This window comes from Pseudomonas paraeruginosa PA7 (genome assembly GCF_000017205.1).
Taxonomy (GTDB): domain Bacteria; phylum Pseudomonadota; class Gammaproteobacteria; order Pseudomonadales; family Pseudomonadaceae; genus Pseudomonas; species Pseudomonas paraeruginosa.
In genome coordinates this window covers 4,408,587-4,425,266 of the sequence record NC_009656.1, presented here as the reverse complement: position 1 = coordinate 4,425,266, position 16,680 = coordinate 4,408,587, and the positions used below count along the sequence as shown (strand labels likewise).

Below are 16,680 nucleotides of genomic sequence, written 5' to 3'. Positions count from 1 at the left end.
CATGGCCACCTCCACGCTGAAGAACGTCCGCTTCGCCGGGATGGCGACCTGCGTCCCCAGGCGCGTCATCTCCAACCTGACCGATTGCAAGCCGCAGTTGCGCGCCGAGCGCGAGCGCCTGGTGCGCAACATCGGCATCGAGACGCGGCGCATGGCACAGGAGTGGCAGTGCTTCTCCGACCTGGCCTTCGACGCCACCGAACGCTTGCTGGAAAGCCTGGAGTGGAAGCGCGAGGAGGTCGATGCGCTGATCGTCGTGACCCAGTCGCCCGACTATCTGGCGCCGGCCACCGCGATCATTCTCCAGGATCGCCTCGGGCTGCCGCATTCCACCGTGGCGTTCGACGTCAACCTGGGCTGCTCCGCCTATCCGTTCGCTCTCAATCTGCTCGGTTCGCTGATCGCCGCCGGCGGGGTGAAGAAGGGCCTGGTGCTGGTCGGCGACCGTGGCGCCAGCGTCAATGACCCGATCTTCTCCGACGCGGGCACCGCGACGGCGCTGGAGTTCTGCGAAGGCGCGCCGCCGATGCACTTCGACCTGAACAGCGACGGCAGTGGCTACAAGGCCATCATCCTGCCGGTAGGCGGGCATCGCGAACCGGTCGGCGTGCAGCACCTGATGCCGTTCCGCGAGGACGAAAACGACCATTGGCACCGCGCCATCGACCTGCAGCTCGACGGCACCGCCGTGCTCAGTTTCTCCACCCAGCGTGTGCCGCCGGCGGTGGAAAAGCTGCTCGACTACGCCGGGGCGAGCAAGGACGAGGTTGACTATTTCGTCTTCCACCAGGCCAACCGGATGATCAACGAGACCATCCGCAAGAAGCTCGGCCTGCCGCCGGAAAAGGTGCCCTCGACCCTGCGCGACTTCGGCAACACCAGTGGCGCCTCGCTGCCGGTGACCATGACCGCGCGGATCAACCGGGAGCTCGAGGCCGGCCGCAATCGCGTATTGCTCTGCGGCTTCGGTATCGGCCTGTCCTGGGGTACCTGTCTGGTGGATATCGAAGGGGCGAAGTTCCCCGACCTGATCGAGTCCTGAGGTCTTTTGGGCAATGAACACAGTACTGAGCGCTTTCGGCCTGCAGGGGCGAACCATTCTGATCACCGGCGCTTCGTCGGGCATCGGGCGACAGATTGCCCTGAGCTGCGCGGGCGCCGGCGCCACGGTGATCGTCAGCGGACGCAACGGCGAGCGTTTGCAGGCAGTGCTCGACGAGCTGGGCGGCGAGCCGCACAGGATGCTGGCGGCGGACCTGAACGACGATGCGCAGGTGGATGCCTTGAGCAGGGCGGTCGGCAAGATCGACGGCCTGGTGCATAGCGCTGGAGTCTCGGCGCTGTCGCCGTTGCGGATGGCCAGTCGCGAGCATATCGAGAGCCAACTGGCGACGAACGTGATTGCGCCCATGTTGCTGACGCGCCATCTGCTGGCCCGACAGTGCATATCGAACGGCGGCTCGATCCTGTTCATCTCCTCGATCTCCGCACATATCGGCGTGCGTGGCGTGAGCGCCTATTCGGCGTCCAAGGCCGCGGTGGAAGGTATGGCGCGTAGCCTGTCGGTGGAGTTGGCCAGTCGCAGCATTCGCGTCAACTGCGTGGCCCCCGGTCTGGTCCGGACTCCGATGCTGGAGGCAGCCTTGGCCACCACTGGCGGCCTGGACGCTACGATAGCCCGTTATCCCCTGGGTATCGGCCAGCCCGAGGATGTCGCCAATGCCGCCATTTTCTTCCTGTCTTCGGCCAGTCGCTGGATCACTGGCAGGGCGCTGGTGCTCGACGGCGGGCACACCGTGGAGTGATTCGATGCGCAAGAAGCTGTTAATCGTCGGTGCCGGGGGGCTGGGCCGGGTGGTTTACAACGTCCTGGCCAATGATGCGGGTTTCGGCGAGCAATATGCGTTGGCCGGCTTTCTCGACACCCGTCCCGACCTGCGGCTGCCGGACGATATCGCGGCTCCGCTGCTAGGTAGTCCACTCGACTACCAGGTCCGCCCCGGCGAGGCGTTCATTCCCGCCGTTGGCGACCCGGGGCTGCGCGAGCGTTTGCTCGCCCCGTTGCTGGCGCAGGGCGCCGAGCTTGCCACCTACTCCGAGCAGGCTTTCATCGGTGCGCGGACCCGCATCGGCGCGGGGACGTTCATCACTCCGGGCGCCGTTCTTTCGGTGGACAGCGAGATCGGCCGTTGCGTCTACATCGATACCTATGTGGTTCTGGGGCATGACGTGACCATCGGCGACCACGCCATGCTGGGGGCCATGACCTTCCTGGCTGGCGGTGTCCGTGTCGGACACGGCGCCAGCATCCATCCGCGCGCGACCATCGCCAAGGATGTCAGCATTGGCGATGGGGCCACTGTCGGTATCGGTTCGGTCGTGGTCAATGACGTACCGGCAGGTGTCACGGTGTTCGGCAATCCGGCGCGGATCATATTTTCCAAGTGAGGAGTCAGCATGAGCCGTGATCAGGCATTGGCACGATTCGAGGCGCAGCTCATGGGGTGGACCGGCGGCGCGAGCGGCGGCGGCCTGCATCCGGAGATGCTCGGACAGGCACGCTGCGCTTATCTGCTGGGCCCCACCTCGTTCCTGGGATTGAGCTTTGCGGAAAGTATCGCGCGTAGGCTGGGTGAGGCAGGGATCGACGTGGCGTACGTCGACGATGGCTTGGCCAGTCGCCAGCAAGCGTTCGGCGAACACCGGGTGCTCGATACCCGCGGGTTCATCGACGAGGCGCGTCGCCGGCCCGGGGCGCTTGCGGTGAACCTGGGGAACTCGGTGTTTGCCGCCTGCTTCTTCTCGCAAGCTTGCCGACGGGCAGGAGCGCAGGAGCTGGACGTCATCCCGCTGCTGGACTTCCTCGGCCTGCCAGTGATCTACCAGACGGCCGCCTGCATGCGCGCGGCAACGCTGGAGCGCCTGGACGACTATCTGGCTCTGGCCCGGCGACTCCATGATCCGCTGAGCATCCGTACCCTCGGCGCGCTGCTGGAGTTGCGCCTGACGCTCGACCGCAAGGCGGTCCTGCCGGTGCTCTGCAGCCTGGAGGACGAGTACTTCTCACCTTATGCCGCCGGCGAGGTCGACACCTTCAGGCTGGGTGGCGAGGAAGTGCTGGTGGATGTTGGAGCCCATGTCGGTACCACGATCGGCAAATTCCTGACGGCTACCCGCTGGCAATACCAGGCGATCCATGCGTTCGAGCCGGACGCTGAAAACTACTCGGCACTCGAGCGAGGTTATTTCGCCATGCTCGACAATTTCCATGCCTACAACATGGCGCTGTCCGATACCCGGTCGACGCTGCAGTTCGCCCAAACCGGCACGATGGGGAGCCGCATCGACCAGAGCGGCAATGTGCGGATCCAGGCGGTACCGCTGGACGATATGGTCGACCATGCGACCTTCATCAAGATGGATGTCGAAGGACACGAGACCAGTGTGCTACGGGGAGGGCGCAGGCTGATCGCGACACATCGTCCGCGATTGGCGATAACCGGTTACCACTACGCGGATGACCTGCTGGACATCGCCCGTCTGCTGGACGAAATCGAACCCTCTTACGAACTGCGCCTGCGTCACCACTCGTATTACTACTTCGACAGCATCCTCTATGCCGAGGCCCGGTCATGATCAAGCCGGTATTGCCGCCGGCCTGCTACACCGAGCAGGACTGGTTCGAGCGGGAGCAGCGGGAGATCTTCGGTCGTTTATGGCTGCTGGCGGGGTTGACCCAGCAACTGGCGGCCGAAGACAGTTTCATCACCCGCAACTTCAGTGGCACGCCGGTGCTGGTGCAGAACGTCAAGGGGCAGTTGAGGGCGTTTCGCAATGCCTGTGCACACCGCGGCATGCCGATCCAGACGGCGGACCATGGAGTGCGCAAGATGATCTGCCCCTATCATGGTTGGGGCTATCGGGAGGATGGCGCCTTGCGGGGGATCCCGAGTGCAGGGCTCTACAACATATGCAAGACGGAGAGGGACAACGCCAGATTGCAGCGTTATGCGTTGGAGGTGGTTGGAAGCTTCGTTTTCGTCAGTCTTTCCGAGCAGCCATTACCTATCGCCGAGCAATTCTCCAGCGAGATACTCGAATTCTTGACGAGCAGTTCCGCGCATTTTGCGCCCCAGGTCTCGTATACCCGCTTCATCAATCATTACAACTGGAAACTGAACTTCGAGAACATTCTTGACTGGAATCATTTCCGATTCGTGCATCCGCACACCTTGGCTCCGCTGTTGCAATACTCCAGCGATGGAGTGATCAAGGCTCCTGCCGGTGCGTTGTCTCCCTCGGGCGTTGAGGTGCGGGAACCGCTCGAAGCAGGAACGGCCGAAGAAGAAGCCATCGATATCGAAGCCACTGTCGCGGCCGTCCTGGACGAGGTATGCCTGAAGGATCTTTCCTTGTATGAGCGCGCCTCGATGCCCTATGTTCCTCGTTGGTTCTCCTCGTTGGTCGAAGCGTCCAATAGCAGGGGGGCGTTCTTCAACTGCAAGCTTTTTCCCAACATGAACTTCGGCTCGATCCATGGCGAGCATTTCTATCTCCAGCAGTACGTGCCGCTCGCGCCGGACCGCATCGAATATCACTCGTGGGTCTTCACTTCCAGGCTCAAGCCGGAAGTGCCGCCGCAGCCCCATCTGCTCTGGGGCATCCATCACGCGGAAAAGCGGGTGATCGACGAGGACTCGGTATTGCTGACTGAATTGCAGCGTGCGCTGAAGAGCGCCACCACAATCGGCATCATGGGCGACCATGAAGCCCCCCTGGCCGCCATGGGCAAGTGGTACATGCAACGACTGGCTGGAGAGGACGCATCATGAAATCCCTGCTGGTTCTCGGTCCCGACAGTTCTCTGCGCGGGATCCACTCGCTGGCGCGACAGGTATGGCCACAGCGACAGATGGAAATGCTGGAGATCCCCTGCACCGACTACTACCACTTCAATCTTTCCGCGCTCGGTCGTTTCGACCCGCAGGAGTGGCAGGTCTGTGTGGTAGTCAACGAGTTCTATATCAACGATGTCCGGCGCGCCTTGGCGGAGGCCATCGCAGCTCTCGGCTACGAGCCGGCCTCGGTGGTTTCGCCGCGCGCCGAGATCGATCCGACGGCGGTGCTGGGGGACAACGTGATCGTCCAGAGTGGCTGTGCCATCGGACCGAACGCGACGCTGGGCGAATACTGCGTGCTGCGGCCCAATGTGGTCCTGAGCGAGGACGTGACGCTCGGCCGCTTCGTTACCCTGGAAGCGAACGTGTCTATCCGGGAGGGCGCTTCGGTGGGCGACTTCACCACGATATGCGCGAATTCCAGCCTGGCCCGGATGACCCGGGTGGGGGCTCATTGCTACCTGAACCTGCAGCGTCACTACAGCGGCAGCATCGCCGACATGACGTTCTACTCGCCGATGTTCGAGCAACCGGTACGGGTTCTGCCGGGAGCGTGACGAAAAACCGCTTCCAGTCTGCATGCGGACGGAAATCCGACAGGGTCGGGGCACGTCTGTGGAAGTTGTCGCTGATAGCGGAGGAGTGAAGCGTTGGGGCTTCAATCAATCGGATGGTCGATCAAATGAGTTCAGCTACCCTCGTCAGCATCGTCATGCCGACCTACAAGTTCGAATACTTCGAGGAAGCCCTCGACAGCGTGCTTGGCCAGACCTATCCGGAGCTGGAACTGATCATCTGCGATGACAGCGAAGATGGGCGGATCGCGGCGCTGGTCGAGGAGAAACGCGCCAGTGCGGCATTCCCGATCCGCTACCATCGCAACGATACGCGCCTGGGGGAACTGGGCAGCACGGCCAAGGGCATCCGCCTGGCCGAGGGCGAATACGTCAAGTTCCTGCACGATGACGATGTGTTGCAGCCCGACTGCGTCGAGGCGCTGGTGGGGGTGATGGAGCGCGAACCGAACGTGGTCCTGGCCTCGTCGCGGCGGTTGCGCATCGACGAAGAAGGACAGCGGCTGCCGGACATTCTGGCGACCTGTTTCCCGTTCGCCGGCGATGTGCTCATCGATGGCCGCGAACTGGTTTCTTTCCTGGCCGACCATACGATCAACTTCATCGGCGAGCCCAGCTGCATCATGGCCCGGCGCGGCGCACTGCTGCCGATCTGTGATCAATTGATGATCCTCAATGGCCGTCACATCCACTGGGTGGGCGACCTGGCCATGTGCGCTCAGTTGCTGCAGCGTGGCGACCTGGCCTTCCTGTCGCGGCCTCTGACCCGTTTCCGGGTTTCCCGCCAGCAGTTCAGCCAGATCGGCCGCGACCAGCCCGGCATCGGCGAGAAGGGCCACGAGGACTTCCGCCTCGCCATTCGCGAGCTGGGCTGGTATCGCCAGTCCGGCGATAACCGCTTCGTCCGGAGCGCGCCGATCACCCGGTTGAGCGCGCGGCTGTTCAAGCCGGTCAACCTGCTCGCCGCCCTGCAGCGGGCGGCGGGTTTCGGCAGTGTGACGCTGTCCACCTGGCTGGAGGCGCGGCGGCCGGAGGGCGTGCAGCAGGCATTGATCGACCGCCACCTGGAAGAACAGGGCGGCGGCCCGCGCCTCGCGGTGCTGATCATCGATGCCCGGGGCGATGCGGAGGGCGTGGAGCGCACCCTGGCGAGCCTGGAAGGCGCCAGCCTGTACCGCAATGTCGAAACCTGCCTGTTCTCGCCGGAGGCCGGCCAGCGGAGCGGGGCGATCGCCTTCGATCCGGCGGTGGGGCCGGCGACGGCGGTCAATCAGGTGCTGGCGCGACTGGAGGCGGACTGGCTGGTGCTGGTCGAGGCCGGCGTCGAGTTCACCCCGAGCGGCCTGCTGGTGGCGGCGCTGGACTTGCTGGCGGCACCGGAAAACTGCCAGGCGGTGTACGCCGACGAACTCATGCGCCTGGATGATGGCGAGCTGGGCGCGGCGTTGCGCCCGGACCTGAATCTCGATCTCCTGCTGAGTTTTCCCGCCGGCCTGTCCCGGCACTGGTTGTTCCGCCGCGAGCCGCTGCTCGCCACGGGCGGATTCGACGAGACCGCCGGCGAGGCCTTCGAGCTGGCCTACCAGCTGCGTCTCGTCGAGCAGCAGGGCCTGGGCTGTATCGGTCATATCAGCGAACCCCTGTTGGCTGGCGAAGCGCTGCGCCTGCACGACAGCGCCGCCGAACGCGCGGCGATCGAAGGCCACCTGCGCGCCCGTGGTTACGCGCAGGCGACAGTCGGAAGCCGGCTGCCGGGGCGCTACGAGCTGGACTACGGTCACGCCGGCCAACCGTCGGTAAGCATCCTCGTGCTGGCCGGAGAGCGCCTGGCGCAGCTCCAGCGATGCGTAGAAACCGTACTGGAGAATACCGCCTATCCCAACTACGAAATCCTCCTGCTGGAACAGGGTGGCGAAGCGGCCGACGTTTGCGAATGGCTGCTCGCCGTCGAGGGCATGGGCGTCGAGCAGGTGCGGGTGCTGCGAGGCGATGGGCAGTTGTCCCGCGCGGCTCTGCGCAACCTGGCGGCGTCCCGGGCGCGCGGCGAATTCCTGCTCTGGCTCGATGCCGGAAGCGGCGTCCTCGACAAGGGCTGGCTGCAGCAGTTGCTCAACCACGGCCAGCGCCCGGAAGTCGGCGCGGTAGGAGCCAAGCTCCTGGCGGCGGACGGACGAGTCTGTCACGCCGGCTGGCTGCTCGGCTTGTGCGGGCCGGCCGGGCGGGCTTTCGAAGGGCGCTCGCACGAGGACGCCGGTTACCTGCAGCGCCTGCAGGTGGACCAGAACTACTCGGCGGTGGGGGGCGAATGTCTGTTGATGCGCCGTGAGTTGTTCCTCGAGTTGGGCGGTTTCGACGAGGCACTGACGCGCTGGGACGATATCGACCTTTGCCTGCGGGCGGTCCAGGCGGGCTACCTGAACGTATGGACGCCGCGCGCGCGGTTGTTGCTCGATGCGCCTGCCGCGTCGGCGGCGAGCGTCGAGGAAGAAGATGCGTTGTATGCGCGCTGGCTACCGTTGTTGGCGCGCGATCCCGCCTATAACCCGGGCTTCTCGTTGCAGGCCGAGGGCGGTTTCAAGCTGGCCGACCCGCAACTGGCCTGGCGCCCGTTGCAGGCGTGGCGGCCTCTGCCCACCGTCCTGGCGCACCCCGCCGACCTGTTCGGCTGCGGCCACTACCGGGTGATCCAGCCGTTCAGCGCGTTGCGCGAGTCAGCGTCCATCGACGGTGCGCTGTCGATCGGCCTGATGCACGTGGCCGATCTGGAGCGCTACGACCCGGACGTGGTGGTTTTGCAGCGCCAGGTCGGCGAGGAACGCCTCGAGGCCATGCGGCGGATGCAGGCGTTCTCGCGGGCCTTCAAGGTCTACGAGCTGGACGACTATCTGCCCAACGTGCCCCTCAAGAGCGCCCATCGCCAGCACCTGCCGAAGGACATCCTGCGCACGTTGCGTCGCGGGCTGGGTTACGTCGACCGCTTCGTGGTGTCGACGCCGGTCCTGGCAGAGGCCTTCGACGGTCTCCACCCGGATATCCGGGTGATCGAGAACCGCCTGCCGGTGGGGTGGTGGCAGGGGCTGCGGGCGCAGCGGCGGCGCGGCGAGCGGCCGCGTGTCGGTTGGGCGGGCGGCTCGAGCCATACCGGTGACCTGGAACTGATCGCCGACGTGGTCAGGGAACTGGCCGACGAAGTCGACTGGGTGTTCTTCGGCATGTGCCCGCCCTCCATTCGTCCCTTCGTCAGGGAAGTGCATGCGGGGGTGCCTATCGAACGCTATCCGCGAGCATTGGCGGCTCTCGATCTCGACCTGGCGCTGGCGCCGGTGGAGCAGAACCTGTTCAACGAGTGCAAGAGCAACCTGCGCCTGCTGGAATACGGCGCCTGCGGTTTCCCGGTGGTCTGCAGCGACGTGCGCTGCTACCAGGACGATCTGCCGGTGACGCGGGTGAAGAACCGTTTCCGCGACTGGGTCGAGGCGATCCGCCTGCACACCCGCGATCTCGACGCCGCGGCAAGGGCCGGGGATGCCCTGCGCGAACGGGTGCTGGCCGACTGGATGCTGGAAGGCGACCACCTGCGAGCCTGGAGACAAGCCTGGATGCCGGACTGACGGTTTGCCCCGTGACTTTCAGGCGGGCCGCGGGGGCCTCCGGAAGGCCTTGCGGAGCGATTGCCAGCGGGGCCGATGCATGAAAAACCAGGATGGTCAAAAAAAAACCTAAAGCTCCCCAGGGAAGCGCCGATAAAGATCACGAATGCGAACTTTAGGGGTGCCTGGGCGATGCCCACCCGAGGTCGCAAGCTCAGGCAAACATATCGTCCTTGGAGGGCATCAAGATGGCCTTGACCGTCAACACCAACATCGCTTCGCTGAACACTCAGCGGAACCTGAACAACTCTTCCGCGTCGCTGAACACTTCGCTGCAGCGTCTGTCCACCGGTTCGCGCATCAACAGCGCCAAGGACGACGCCGCCGGCCTGCAGATCGCCAACCGTCTGACCAGCCAGGTCAACGGCCTGAACGTGGCTACCAAGAACGCCAACGACGGTATCTCCCTGGCGCAGACCGCCGAAGGCGCCCTGCAGCAGTCGACCAACATCCTGCAGCGCATGCGCGACCTGTCCCTGCAGTCGGCCAACGGCTCCAACAGCGACTCCGAGCGTACCGCTCTGAACGGCGAAGTGAAGCAGCTGCAGAAAGAACTGGATCGTATCAGCAACACCACCACTTTCGGTGGCCGCAAGCTGCTCGACGGTTCCTTCGGCGTCGCCAGCTTCCAGGTGGGTTCGGCCGCCAACGAAATCATCAGCGTCGGCATCGACGAGATGAGCGCAGAGTCGCTGAACGGCACCTACTTCAAGGCTGACGGCGGTGGTGCGGTCACTGCCGCAACCGCTTCGGGCACCGTCGACATCGCGCTCGGCATCACTGGCGGCAGCACCGTGAACGTCAAGGTCGACATGAAGGGCAACGAAACCGCCGAGCAAGCCGCTGCCAAGATCGCCGCTGCGGTCAACGACGCCAACGTCGGCATCGGTGCCTTCAGCGACGGCGATACGATCAGCTACGTGTCCAAGGCTAGCGCGGATGGTACCACCAGCGCGGTTTCCGGCGTGGTCATCACCGACACCGGCAGCACCGGCGCAGGTGCCGCGGCAAGTACCTCGACGTTCACCGAGGCCAATGACACCGTCGCCAAGATCGACATCTCCACCGCGAAGGGCGCTCAGTCCGCCGTACTGGTGATCGACGAGGCGATCAAGCAGATCGACGCCCAGCGTGCCGACCTCGGTGCGGTGCAGAACCGCTTCGACAACACCATCAACAACCTGAAGAACATCGGTGAGAACGTATCGGCTGCTCGCGGCCGGATCGAAGACACCGACTTCGCAGCCGAAACCGCCAACCTGACCAAGAACCAGGTGCTGCAACAAGCCGGCACCGCGATCCTGGCCCAGGCCAACCAGCTGCCGCAGTCGGTCCTGAGCCTGCTGCGTTAAGCTTCGGCGAGGTCAAGGTGAAATCACGAGGGGGAGCGCTGGCGCGCTTCCCCTCGTATCTCATTGAGAGGTAGCGACGATGGACGTCAGCAATGTCAACAATTCGACGGCCGCTCCGGTGATCCGGTTGTTCGGCTCGGCGTCTTCCGACGCTGCCCGCCCCGGGCAGGCCGGCGAAGCGGCCGCCAGCGCGACCGCGCAACGGCCGGGCGAGGTCGACAGGATCGGCGACAAGGAACAACGCGCTGCGGTGGAAGAAGCGGTTTCCTCCATCGAGAAATTCACCCAGAGCATCCGTCGCGACCTGAATTTCAGCCTGGACGATTCCACGGGGCGGGTAGTGGTCAAGGTGACCGACTCCAGTTCCGGGGAAATCATCCGGCAAATCCCATCCGAGGAAGCGCTGCGCCTAGCCGAGCGGCTGGACGAGGCGCGCAGCCTGCTGTTCAAGGCCGAGGCCTGAACGGAGTTGGCACGTCTTTTGAGTGTCAGATGCATGGGAAGGATAAAGCGTCAATGAGCTGACGAGGTGAAAGCAGATGGCTAACGACATAACGCTAAACGGTTATAACTCGCAACTGGATATCAAGGGAATCGTGTCCAGCCTGGTAGCGGCCGAGAAGGCGCCGAAAGAAGCGCAGCTCAAGCGCCTGGAAAGCGACACCACTGCCAAGTTCACCGGTATCGGCCAGCTCAAGAGCGCAATTTCCGATCTGCAGACCATCCTCAAGGAACTGAACAAGCCCGAGATGTTCCAGAAGCGTTCGGCGAGCACCAGCGACGAGAAGTTCGTCACCGCCACCGCGACAAAGGACGCTCTTCCGGGTATCTACAAGCTCGAGGTGACCCAGCTGGCCAGTGTCAGCAAGGTGGCGACCGCTTCGTTCGGGGATGCCTTCAAGACCTCCACGGGGGGTACCCTGACCATCAAGCAGGGCCCCGACGATGCCGGCGTCACGGTCAATGTCGCGGCGGGCGCCACGCTCGAAGAGGTGCGTGATTCGCTCAACGCGCAGTTGAAGGACAAGGGGATCTCCGCCAACATCGTCAACAACCCTGGAGACGGCACCTCGCGGCTGGTCTTTACCGGCAAGGATTCCGGTGCCGGCAAGGACGTCTTCGTCCAGGGCAGTTCGGGGCTGGAGAATTTCAACATCGGCAGCGTCGGAGCCGATGGCAAGCTGACCCTGTCGCAACTCGACGGCACCTCTCCCTCCAGCAGCGGCTACATCACCCAGGCCAGGAACGCCGAGTTCAGCATCGACGGCCTCGTTATCCAGAGTCCGACCAACACAGTGGACAAGGTCATCAAAGGGGTGACCTTCGAGCTGAAAACTGTCACCGACAAGGACAAACCGGTCACCATCTCGGTCGAGCAGGACCGTTCCGGGGTCAAGGACAACATCAAGAAATTCGTCGAGGCCTATAACAAGCTGGTCGGCGTGACTTCCGAACTCACCGGCGTGACCAAGGTCGGCGATGACAAGGCGCCGGTGGTCGGTGCGCTGGTCGGCGACAGCAGCGTGCGCAACCTGCTCACCACCATGCGCAACGAGATGGTCCAGCCGGGGCAGGGCACCGACGTGCGCATGCTTGCCGACATGGGCATCACCACCAAGAAAGATGGCACCCTGGAGATCGACGACAAGAAGCTGGACAAGGTCCTCAAGGACAAGTTCGAGTCGGTTTCCGCTCTGTTCACCGGCGATACCGGCCTGATGAAGCGCCTCGATGACAAGCTCACCCCCTATACCCAGACCGGCGGTGTGCTCCAGCAGCGCCTGGACGGATTGCAGGACACCATCAAGTCGGTGGATACCCAGCGCGAGGCGCTCAATCGCAGGGTCGAGCAATTGCAGGAACGCCTGCTCAAGCAGTTCACCGCGATGGACCAACTGATCGGCCAGCTCAACCAGACCAGCGGCCGTATGGCCCAGGCGCTGGGCAGCCTGCCCGGCGTGGTGAAAAACTGATGTCGCGGCCCATCGATACCTACCGCCAGGTAGGCAGCGCGCAGGACGTTCCGCCCTATCAGGTGGTCAAGCTCCTGCTGGACGGCGCCCTTGAGCGCATCGCTCTGGCCCGTCGCGCGGTGCTCGAGCGCAATCCGGCGCTGCGTGGCGAGGCCGTCGGTTCGACCCTGTCGATCATCGGCGCCCTGCAGGCCGCTCTGGACCACCAGCAGGGTGGCGAGATCGCCGGCAACCTGGATGCCTTGTACGACTACATGACCCGACGTCTGGCCGGCGTCGCGCTGGACGATACCCCGCGTCCGTTGGAGGAGGTCGAGGCGCTGCTGGGCGAGATCAAGCAGGCTTGGGATGCCATCGGAGCGACCGAAGCAGTGGCTGAACCCCGCCATCCAGGCTAAAGATTCGCGGTCGCCGACCGATACATGAAGTATCAGTCACCGAACAAGGCAACCGTCGATGAACGCAATGGCAGCCATGCGGCAATACCAGAATGTCAGTACCCAGGCCCAGGCTATCGATGCCAGTCCGCATCGCCTGATCCAGATGCTGATGGAGGGCGGCCTGACCCGGCTGGCCCAGGCTCGCGGAGCCCTGGAGCGCGGCGAGGTGGCGCTGAAGGGCGAGCTGATCGGCAAGACCATCGCCATCGTCGGAGGCCTGCGCGAGGGGCTGAACTTCGAGGCGGGTGGCGAACTGGCAGCCAATCTCGATCGTCTCTACGAGTACATGTCGATGCGCCTGACCGAAGCCAACTTGAAGAACGACGCGAGCAAGCTCGAGGAAGTCGCCGAGCTGCTGCGCAACATCAAATCCGGTTGGGATGCGATCGCCCCCTGAGAGGCATCCCCAGAGGGACCAAGCAATGAGTGCAGCTGTACAGATCCTTGAAGAAACCGGTAGCGCCCTGCGCGTTGCCCTGGCCAGTCATGACTGGGACGCCATCGGCGAGTTGGACCAGCGTTGCCGCCAGGCCGTCGACGAGGCGATGCTGGATGTGCAGGATGAAGAAACGCTGCGTGCCCGAATGGAAGATCTGCTGGCGCTGTACCGCGAGTTGATCGGTGTATGCCAGGGCGAGCGGCAGCGGCTGGGCAACGATCTGGTGCAGCTCAACCAGTCGAAACAGGGCGCCAAGGTCTACCAGATGTTCGGTTGAGTTTTCCATGGCATTGTGCCGATAGTTTGGCGCAGGAATTTTCTGAGGAATTTTCCGCCTCTCTGAAACCCCCGTCAGTCCTGCAATCCATGCGGGCTGTGGGGGTTTTTTCATGGCTCATTTGGTCGGAAACAGCAAAAAAAACACGCCATAAAATTGACTAATCGTTCACATTTGACTTAACTAGTGGCCAAATGCTGGCTGCTTATTCTGAATAGGCATTAGTCCCAGCCCTCTTTCGGGTCGCCGACGGCCCATGGATGCAAGGCAGCTGATCAAAATGTGGCGCGAAACCAAACTCTTGCTGATTGACGATAATCTCGATCGCAGTCGCGACCTGGCGGTCATTCTCAACTTCCTCGGCGAAGACCAGCTGACCTGCAACAGCGAGGATTGGCGCGAGGTCGCCGCAAGTCTGAGCAACAGTCGCGAGGCCCTGTGCGTGCTGCTCGGCAGCGTCGAGTCGAAGGGTGGGGCGGTCGAGTTGCTCAAGCAACTGGCGAGTTGGGACGAGTATCTGCCGATCCTGCTGATCGGCGAACCGGCGCCGGCCGACTGGCCGGAAGAGCTGCGGCGCCGGGTGCTGGCCAGCCTGGAGATGCCGCCCAGCTACAACAAACTGCTCGACTCGCTGCATCGTGCCCAGGTCTACCGCGAAATGTACGACCAGGCCCGCGAGCGCGGCCGCTCCCGCGAGCCCAACCTGTTCCGCAGTCTGGTCGGCACCAGCCGGGCGATCCAGCAGGTGCGGCAGATGATGCAGCAGGTCGCCGATACCGATGCCAGCGTGCTGATCCTCGGTGAGTCGGGTACCGGCAAGGAAGTGGTGGCGCGCAACCTGCACTACCACTCCAAGCGCCGCGAAGGACCGTTCGTGCCGGTCAACTGCGGGGCGATTCCGGCGGAGCTGCTGGAAAGCGAGCTGTTCGGCCATGAGAAGGGTGCCTTCACCGGCGCCATCACCAGCCGTGCCGGGCGCTTCGAATTGGCCAATGGCGGTACCCTGTTCCTCGACGAGATCGGCGACATGCCGTTGCCGATGCAGGTCAAGCTGCTGCGCGTGCTGCAGGAACGCACCTTCGAGCGGGTCGGTAGCAACAAGACGCAGAACGTCGACGTGCGGATCATCGCCGCGACCCACAAGAACCTCGAGAAAATGATCGAGGATGGCACCTTCCGCGAGGACCTCTACTACCGCCTGAACGTGTTTCCCATCGAAATGGCGCCACTGCGCGAGCGGGTGGAGGACATCGCCCTGCTGCTCAACGAACTGATCTCGCGGATGGAGCACGAGAAGCGCGGTTCGATCCGCTTCAACTCGGCGGCGATCATGTCGCTCTGCCGCCATGATTGGCCGGGCAACGTTCGCGAGCTGGCCAACCTGGTGGAGCGCCTGGCGATCATGCATCCCTACGGGGTGATCGGGGTCGGCGAACTGCCGAAGAAATTCCGCCATGTCGACGACGAGGACGAACAACTCGCCAGCAGCCTGCGCGAAGAGCTGGAAGAGCGCGCGGCGATCAACGCCGGGCTGCCGGGAATGGACGCGCCGGCGATGCTGCCGGCCGAGGGCCTGGATCTCAAGGACTACCTTGCCAACCTCGAGCAGGGCTTGATCCAGCAGGCGCTGGACGATGCCGGCGGGGTGGTCGCGCGAGCGGCCGAGCGGCTGCGCATCCGGCGCACCACGCTGGTGGAGAAGATGCGCAAGTACGGCATGAGCCGGCGCGACGACGACCTGTCGGATGATTGACGGGTGTTTTCGTAACCCATTGATTTCCATTTGAAATATATTTAGGCACGGGTATTGCTACAGCTCGGTCGACCGACAGAACCATGACGTCGCGCCGACCGAGAGAATCGCAATGCAACCAGCCGCCAATCTCCTTTCCGGGCAGCCCGCCGATACGGCGGAGGCCACCAGCCGCGCCGGCCTCGAGCAGGCTTTCGCGCTGTTCAACCAGATGTCCAGCCAGCTCAGCGAGTCCTACAGCCTGCTGGAAGAGCGTGTCAGCGAGTTGAAGGGGCAACTGGCGCTGGTCAGCGCGCAGCGCATGGAAGAGCTGGCGGAGAAGGAGCGCCTGGCCAACCGCCTGCAGAGCCTGCTCGACCTGCTTCCCGGCGGGGTCATCGTGATCGACGCCCACGGCGTGGTCCGCGAAGCCAACCCGGCGGCGCTCGGGTTGCTTGGCGAGCCGCTGGTGGGCCTGCTCTGGCGCGAGGTGATCGCCCGCTGCTTCGCCCCGCGCGAGGACGATGGCCACGAGATTTCCCTGCGCGACGGACGTCGCCTGTCCATCGCCACCCGCTCGTTGAACGGCGAGCCGGGGCAGTTGGTCCTGCTCAACGATCTCACCGACACCCGACGCCTCCAGGAGCAGCTGGCGCGCCACGAACGCCTGTCGGCGCTGGGGCGGATGGTCGCCTCGCTGGCCCACCAGATCCGCACCCCGCTATCGGCGGCGCTGCTGTATGCCGGGCATCTCAGTGAGCAGGCGTTGCCGACCGACCAGCAGCAACGCTTCGCAGGACGCTTGAAAGAGCGCCTGCACGAACTGGAACACCAGGTGCGCGACATGCTGGTATTCGCCCGTGGCGAGCTGCCGCTGAGCGACCGGGTGACGCCCAAGGCGCTGTTCGACAGCCTGCGCGCGGCGGCCGACGCCCATGTCCAGGGTCTGCAGGTGCGCTGGCAGTGCGAGGCGCGCGCTGGCGAGTTGCTGTGCAGTCGCGACACCCTGGTGGGCAGCGTGCTCAACCTGGTCGAGAACGCGATCCAGGCCGGCGGCGCGGACCTGCGCCTGAAGGTGCACCTGTATGTCCGCGGCGACAGCCTGCGCCTGAGCGTCAGCGACAACGGCCCGGGCATGGACGCGACGACCCTGGCGCGCCTGGGCGAACCCTTCTTCACCACCAGGGCCACCGGCACCGGCCTCGGCCTGGCGGTGGTCAAGGCCGTGGCGCGCGCCCACCAGGGGCAGCTGCAATTGCGCTCGCGGCCCGGGCGCGGCACTTGCGCCACCTTGATCCTGCCGCTGATCCCGGCGGCACCTCTTTCCGTGATTCAGGAGTAACC

At 64.2% G+C, this 16,680-nt stretch carries 15 protein-coding genes; all 15 read left to right on the top strand.

All coding sequences use genetic code 11. The features are described from left to right. Nucleotide 1: 1 nt before the first annotated feature. The gene (locus tag PSPA7_RS20370; RefSeq protein WP_012076718.1) at nucleotides 2-1,042 is read left to right on the top strand and encodes a ketoacyl-ACP synthase III; all 1,041 of its coding nucleotides are present in this window, start codon (nucleotides 2-4) and stop codon (nucleotides 1,040-1,042) included. A gap of 13 nt (nucleotides 1,043-1,055) precedes the next feature. Beyond that, nucleotides 1,056-1,805: an SDR family NAD(P)-dependent oxidoreductase gene (locus PSPA7_RS20365; protein ID WP_003152317.1), complete on the top strand. Its 750-nt coding sequence runs from the start codon at nucleotides 1,056-1,058 to the stop codon at nucleotides 1,803-1,805. Between the two features lie 4 nt (nucleotides 1,806-1,809). Continuing rightward, nucleotides 1,810-2,448 carry an acetyltransferase gene (locus tag PSPA7_RS20360; protein ID WP_003152318.1) on the top strand — a complete coding sequence of 213 codons (639 nt, stop codon included), beginning with the start codon at nucleotides 1,810-1,812 and terminating at the stop codon, nucleotides 2,446-2,448. Between the two features lie 9 nt (nucleotides 2,449-2,457). After that, entirely contained in the window at nucleotides 2,458-3,636 is a 1,179-nt protein-coding gene (locus PSPA7_RS20355) for an FkbM family methyltransferase (RefSeq protein ID WP_012076717.1), read from the top strand. Beyond that, the gene (locus PSPA7_RS20350) at nucleotides 3,633-4,832 is read left to right on the top strand and encodes an aromatic ring-hydroxylating oxygenase subunit alpha (RefSeq protein ID WP_003152320.1); all 1,200 of its coding nucleotides are present in this window, start codon (nucleotides 3,633-3,635) and stop codon (nucleotides 4,830-4,832) included. Before PSPA7_RS20355 ends, PSPA7_RS20350 begins: the two co-directional genes overlap by 4 nt. Next, nucleotides 4,829-5,455 carry an LbetaH domain-containing protein gene (locus tag PSPA7_RS20345; protein ID WP_003152321.1) on the top strand — a complete coding sequence of 209 codons (627 nt, stop codon included), beginning with the start codon at nucleotides 4,829-4,831 and terminating at the stop codon, nucleotides 5,453-5,455. The genes PSPA7_RS20350 and PSPA7_RS20345 overlap by 4 nt, the downstream gene beginning before the upstream one ends. Before the next feature lie 125 nt (nucleotides 5,456-5,580). Then, entirely contained in the window at nucleotides 5,581-9,084 is a 3,504-nt protein-coding gene (locus PSPA7_RS20340; RefSeq protein WP_041025504.1) for a glycosyltransferase, read from the top strand. A 227-nt stretch (nucleotides 9,085-9,311) separates the two neighbouring features. Beyond that, on the top strand, nucleotides 9,312-10,475 hold the full coding sequence (locus PSPA7_RS20335) for a flagellin (protein WP_012076715.1): 1,164 nt from the start codon (nucleotides 9,312-9,314) through the stop codon (nucleotides 10,473-10,475). Between the two features lie 79 nt (nucleotides 10,476-10,554). Next, entirely contained in the window at nucleotides 10,555-10,938 is a 384-nt protein-coding gene (locus PSPA7_RS20330; protein WP_012076714.1) for a flagellar protein FlaG, read from the top strand. A gap of 76 nt (nucleotides 10,939-11,014) precedes the next feature. Further along, complete coding sequence (fliD, locus tag PSPA7_RS20325) at nucleotides 11,015-12,448, top strand: flagellar filament capping protein FliD (protein WP_012076713.1); 1,434 nt, start codon at nucleotides 11,015-11,017, stop codon at nucleotides 12,446-12,448. Then, nucleotides 12,448-12,846 (top strand): flagellar export chaperone FliS, encoded by a 399-nt coding sequence (gene fliS, locus PSPA7_RS20320; RefSeq protein WP_003152327.1) that lies wholly within the window; start codon nucleotides 12,448-12,450, stop codon nucleotides 12,844-12,846. The genes fliD and fliS (PSPA7_RS20320) overlap by 1 nt, the downstream gene beginning before the upstream one ends. Nucleotides 12,847-12,904: 58 nt before the next feature. After that, entirely contained in the window at nucleotides 12,905-13,285 is a 381-nt protein-coding gene (gene fliS, locus PSPA7_RS20315; RefSeq protein ID WP_033998731.1) for a flagellar export chaperone FliS, read from the top strand. 25 nt (nucleotides 13,286-13,310) lie between these two features. Beyond that, nucleotides 13,311-13,604, top strand: a complete 294-nt coding sequence (locus PSPA7_RS20310) for a flagellar protein FliT (protein WP_003152328.1) — start codon at nucleotides 13,311-13,313, stop codon at nucleotides 13,602-13,604. A gap of 280 nt (nucleotides 13,605-13,884) precedes the next feature. Beyond that, nucleotides 13,885-15,357 carry a transcriptional regulator FleQ gene (gene fleQ / locus PSPA7_RS20305; RefSeq protein ID WP_003152329.1) on the top strand — a complete coding sequence of 491 codons (1,473 nt, stop codon included), beginning with the start codon at nucleotides 13,885-13,887 and terminating at the stop codon, nucleotides 15,355-15,357. A 112-nt stretch (nucleotides 15,358-15,469) separates the two neighbouring features. Next, entirely contained in the window at nucleotides 15,470-16,678 is a 1,209-nt protein-coding gene (locus PSPA7_RS20300) for a sensor histidine kinase (RefSeq protein WP_003152330.1), read from the top strand. Nucleotides 16,679-16,680 lie beyond the last annotated feature (2 nt).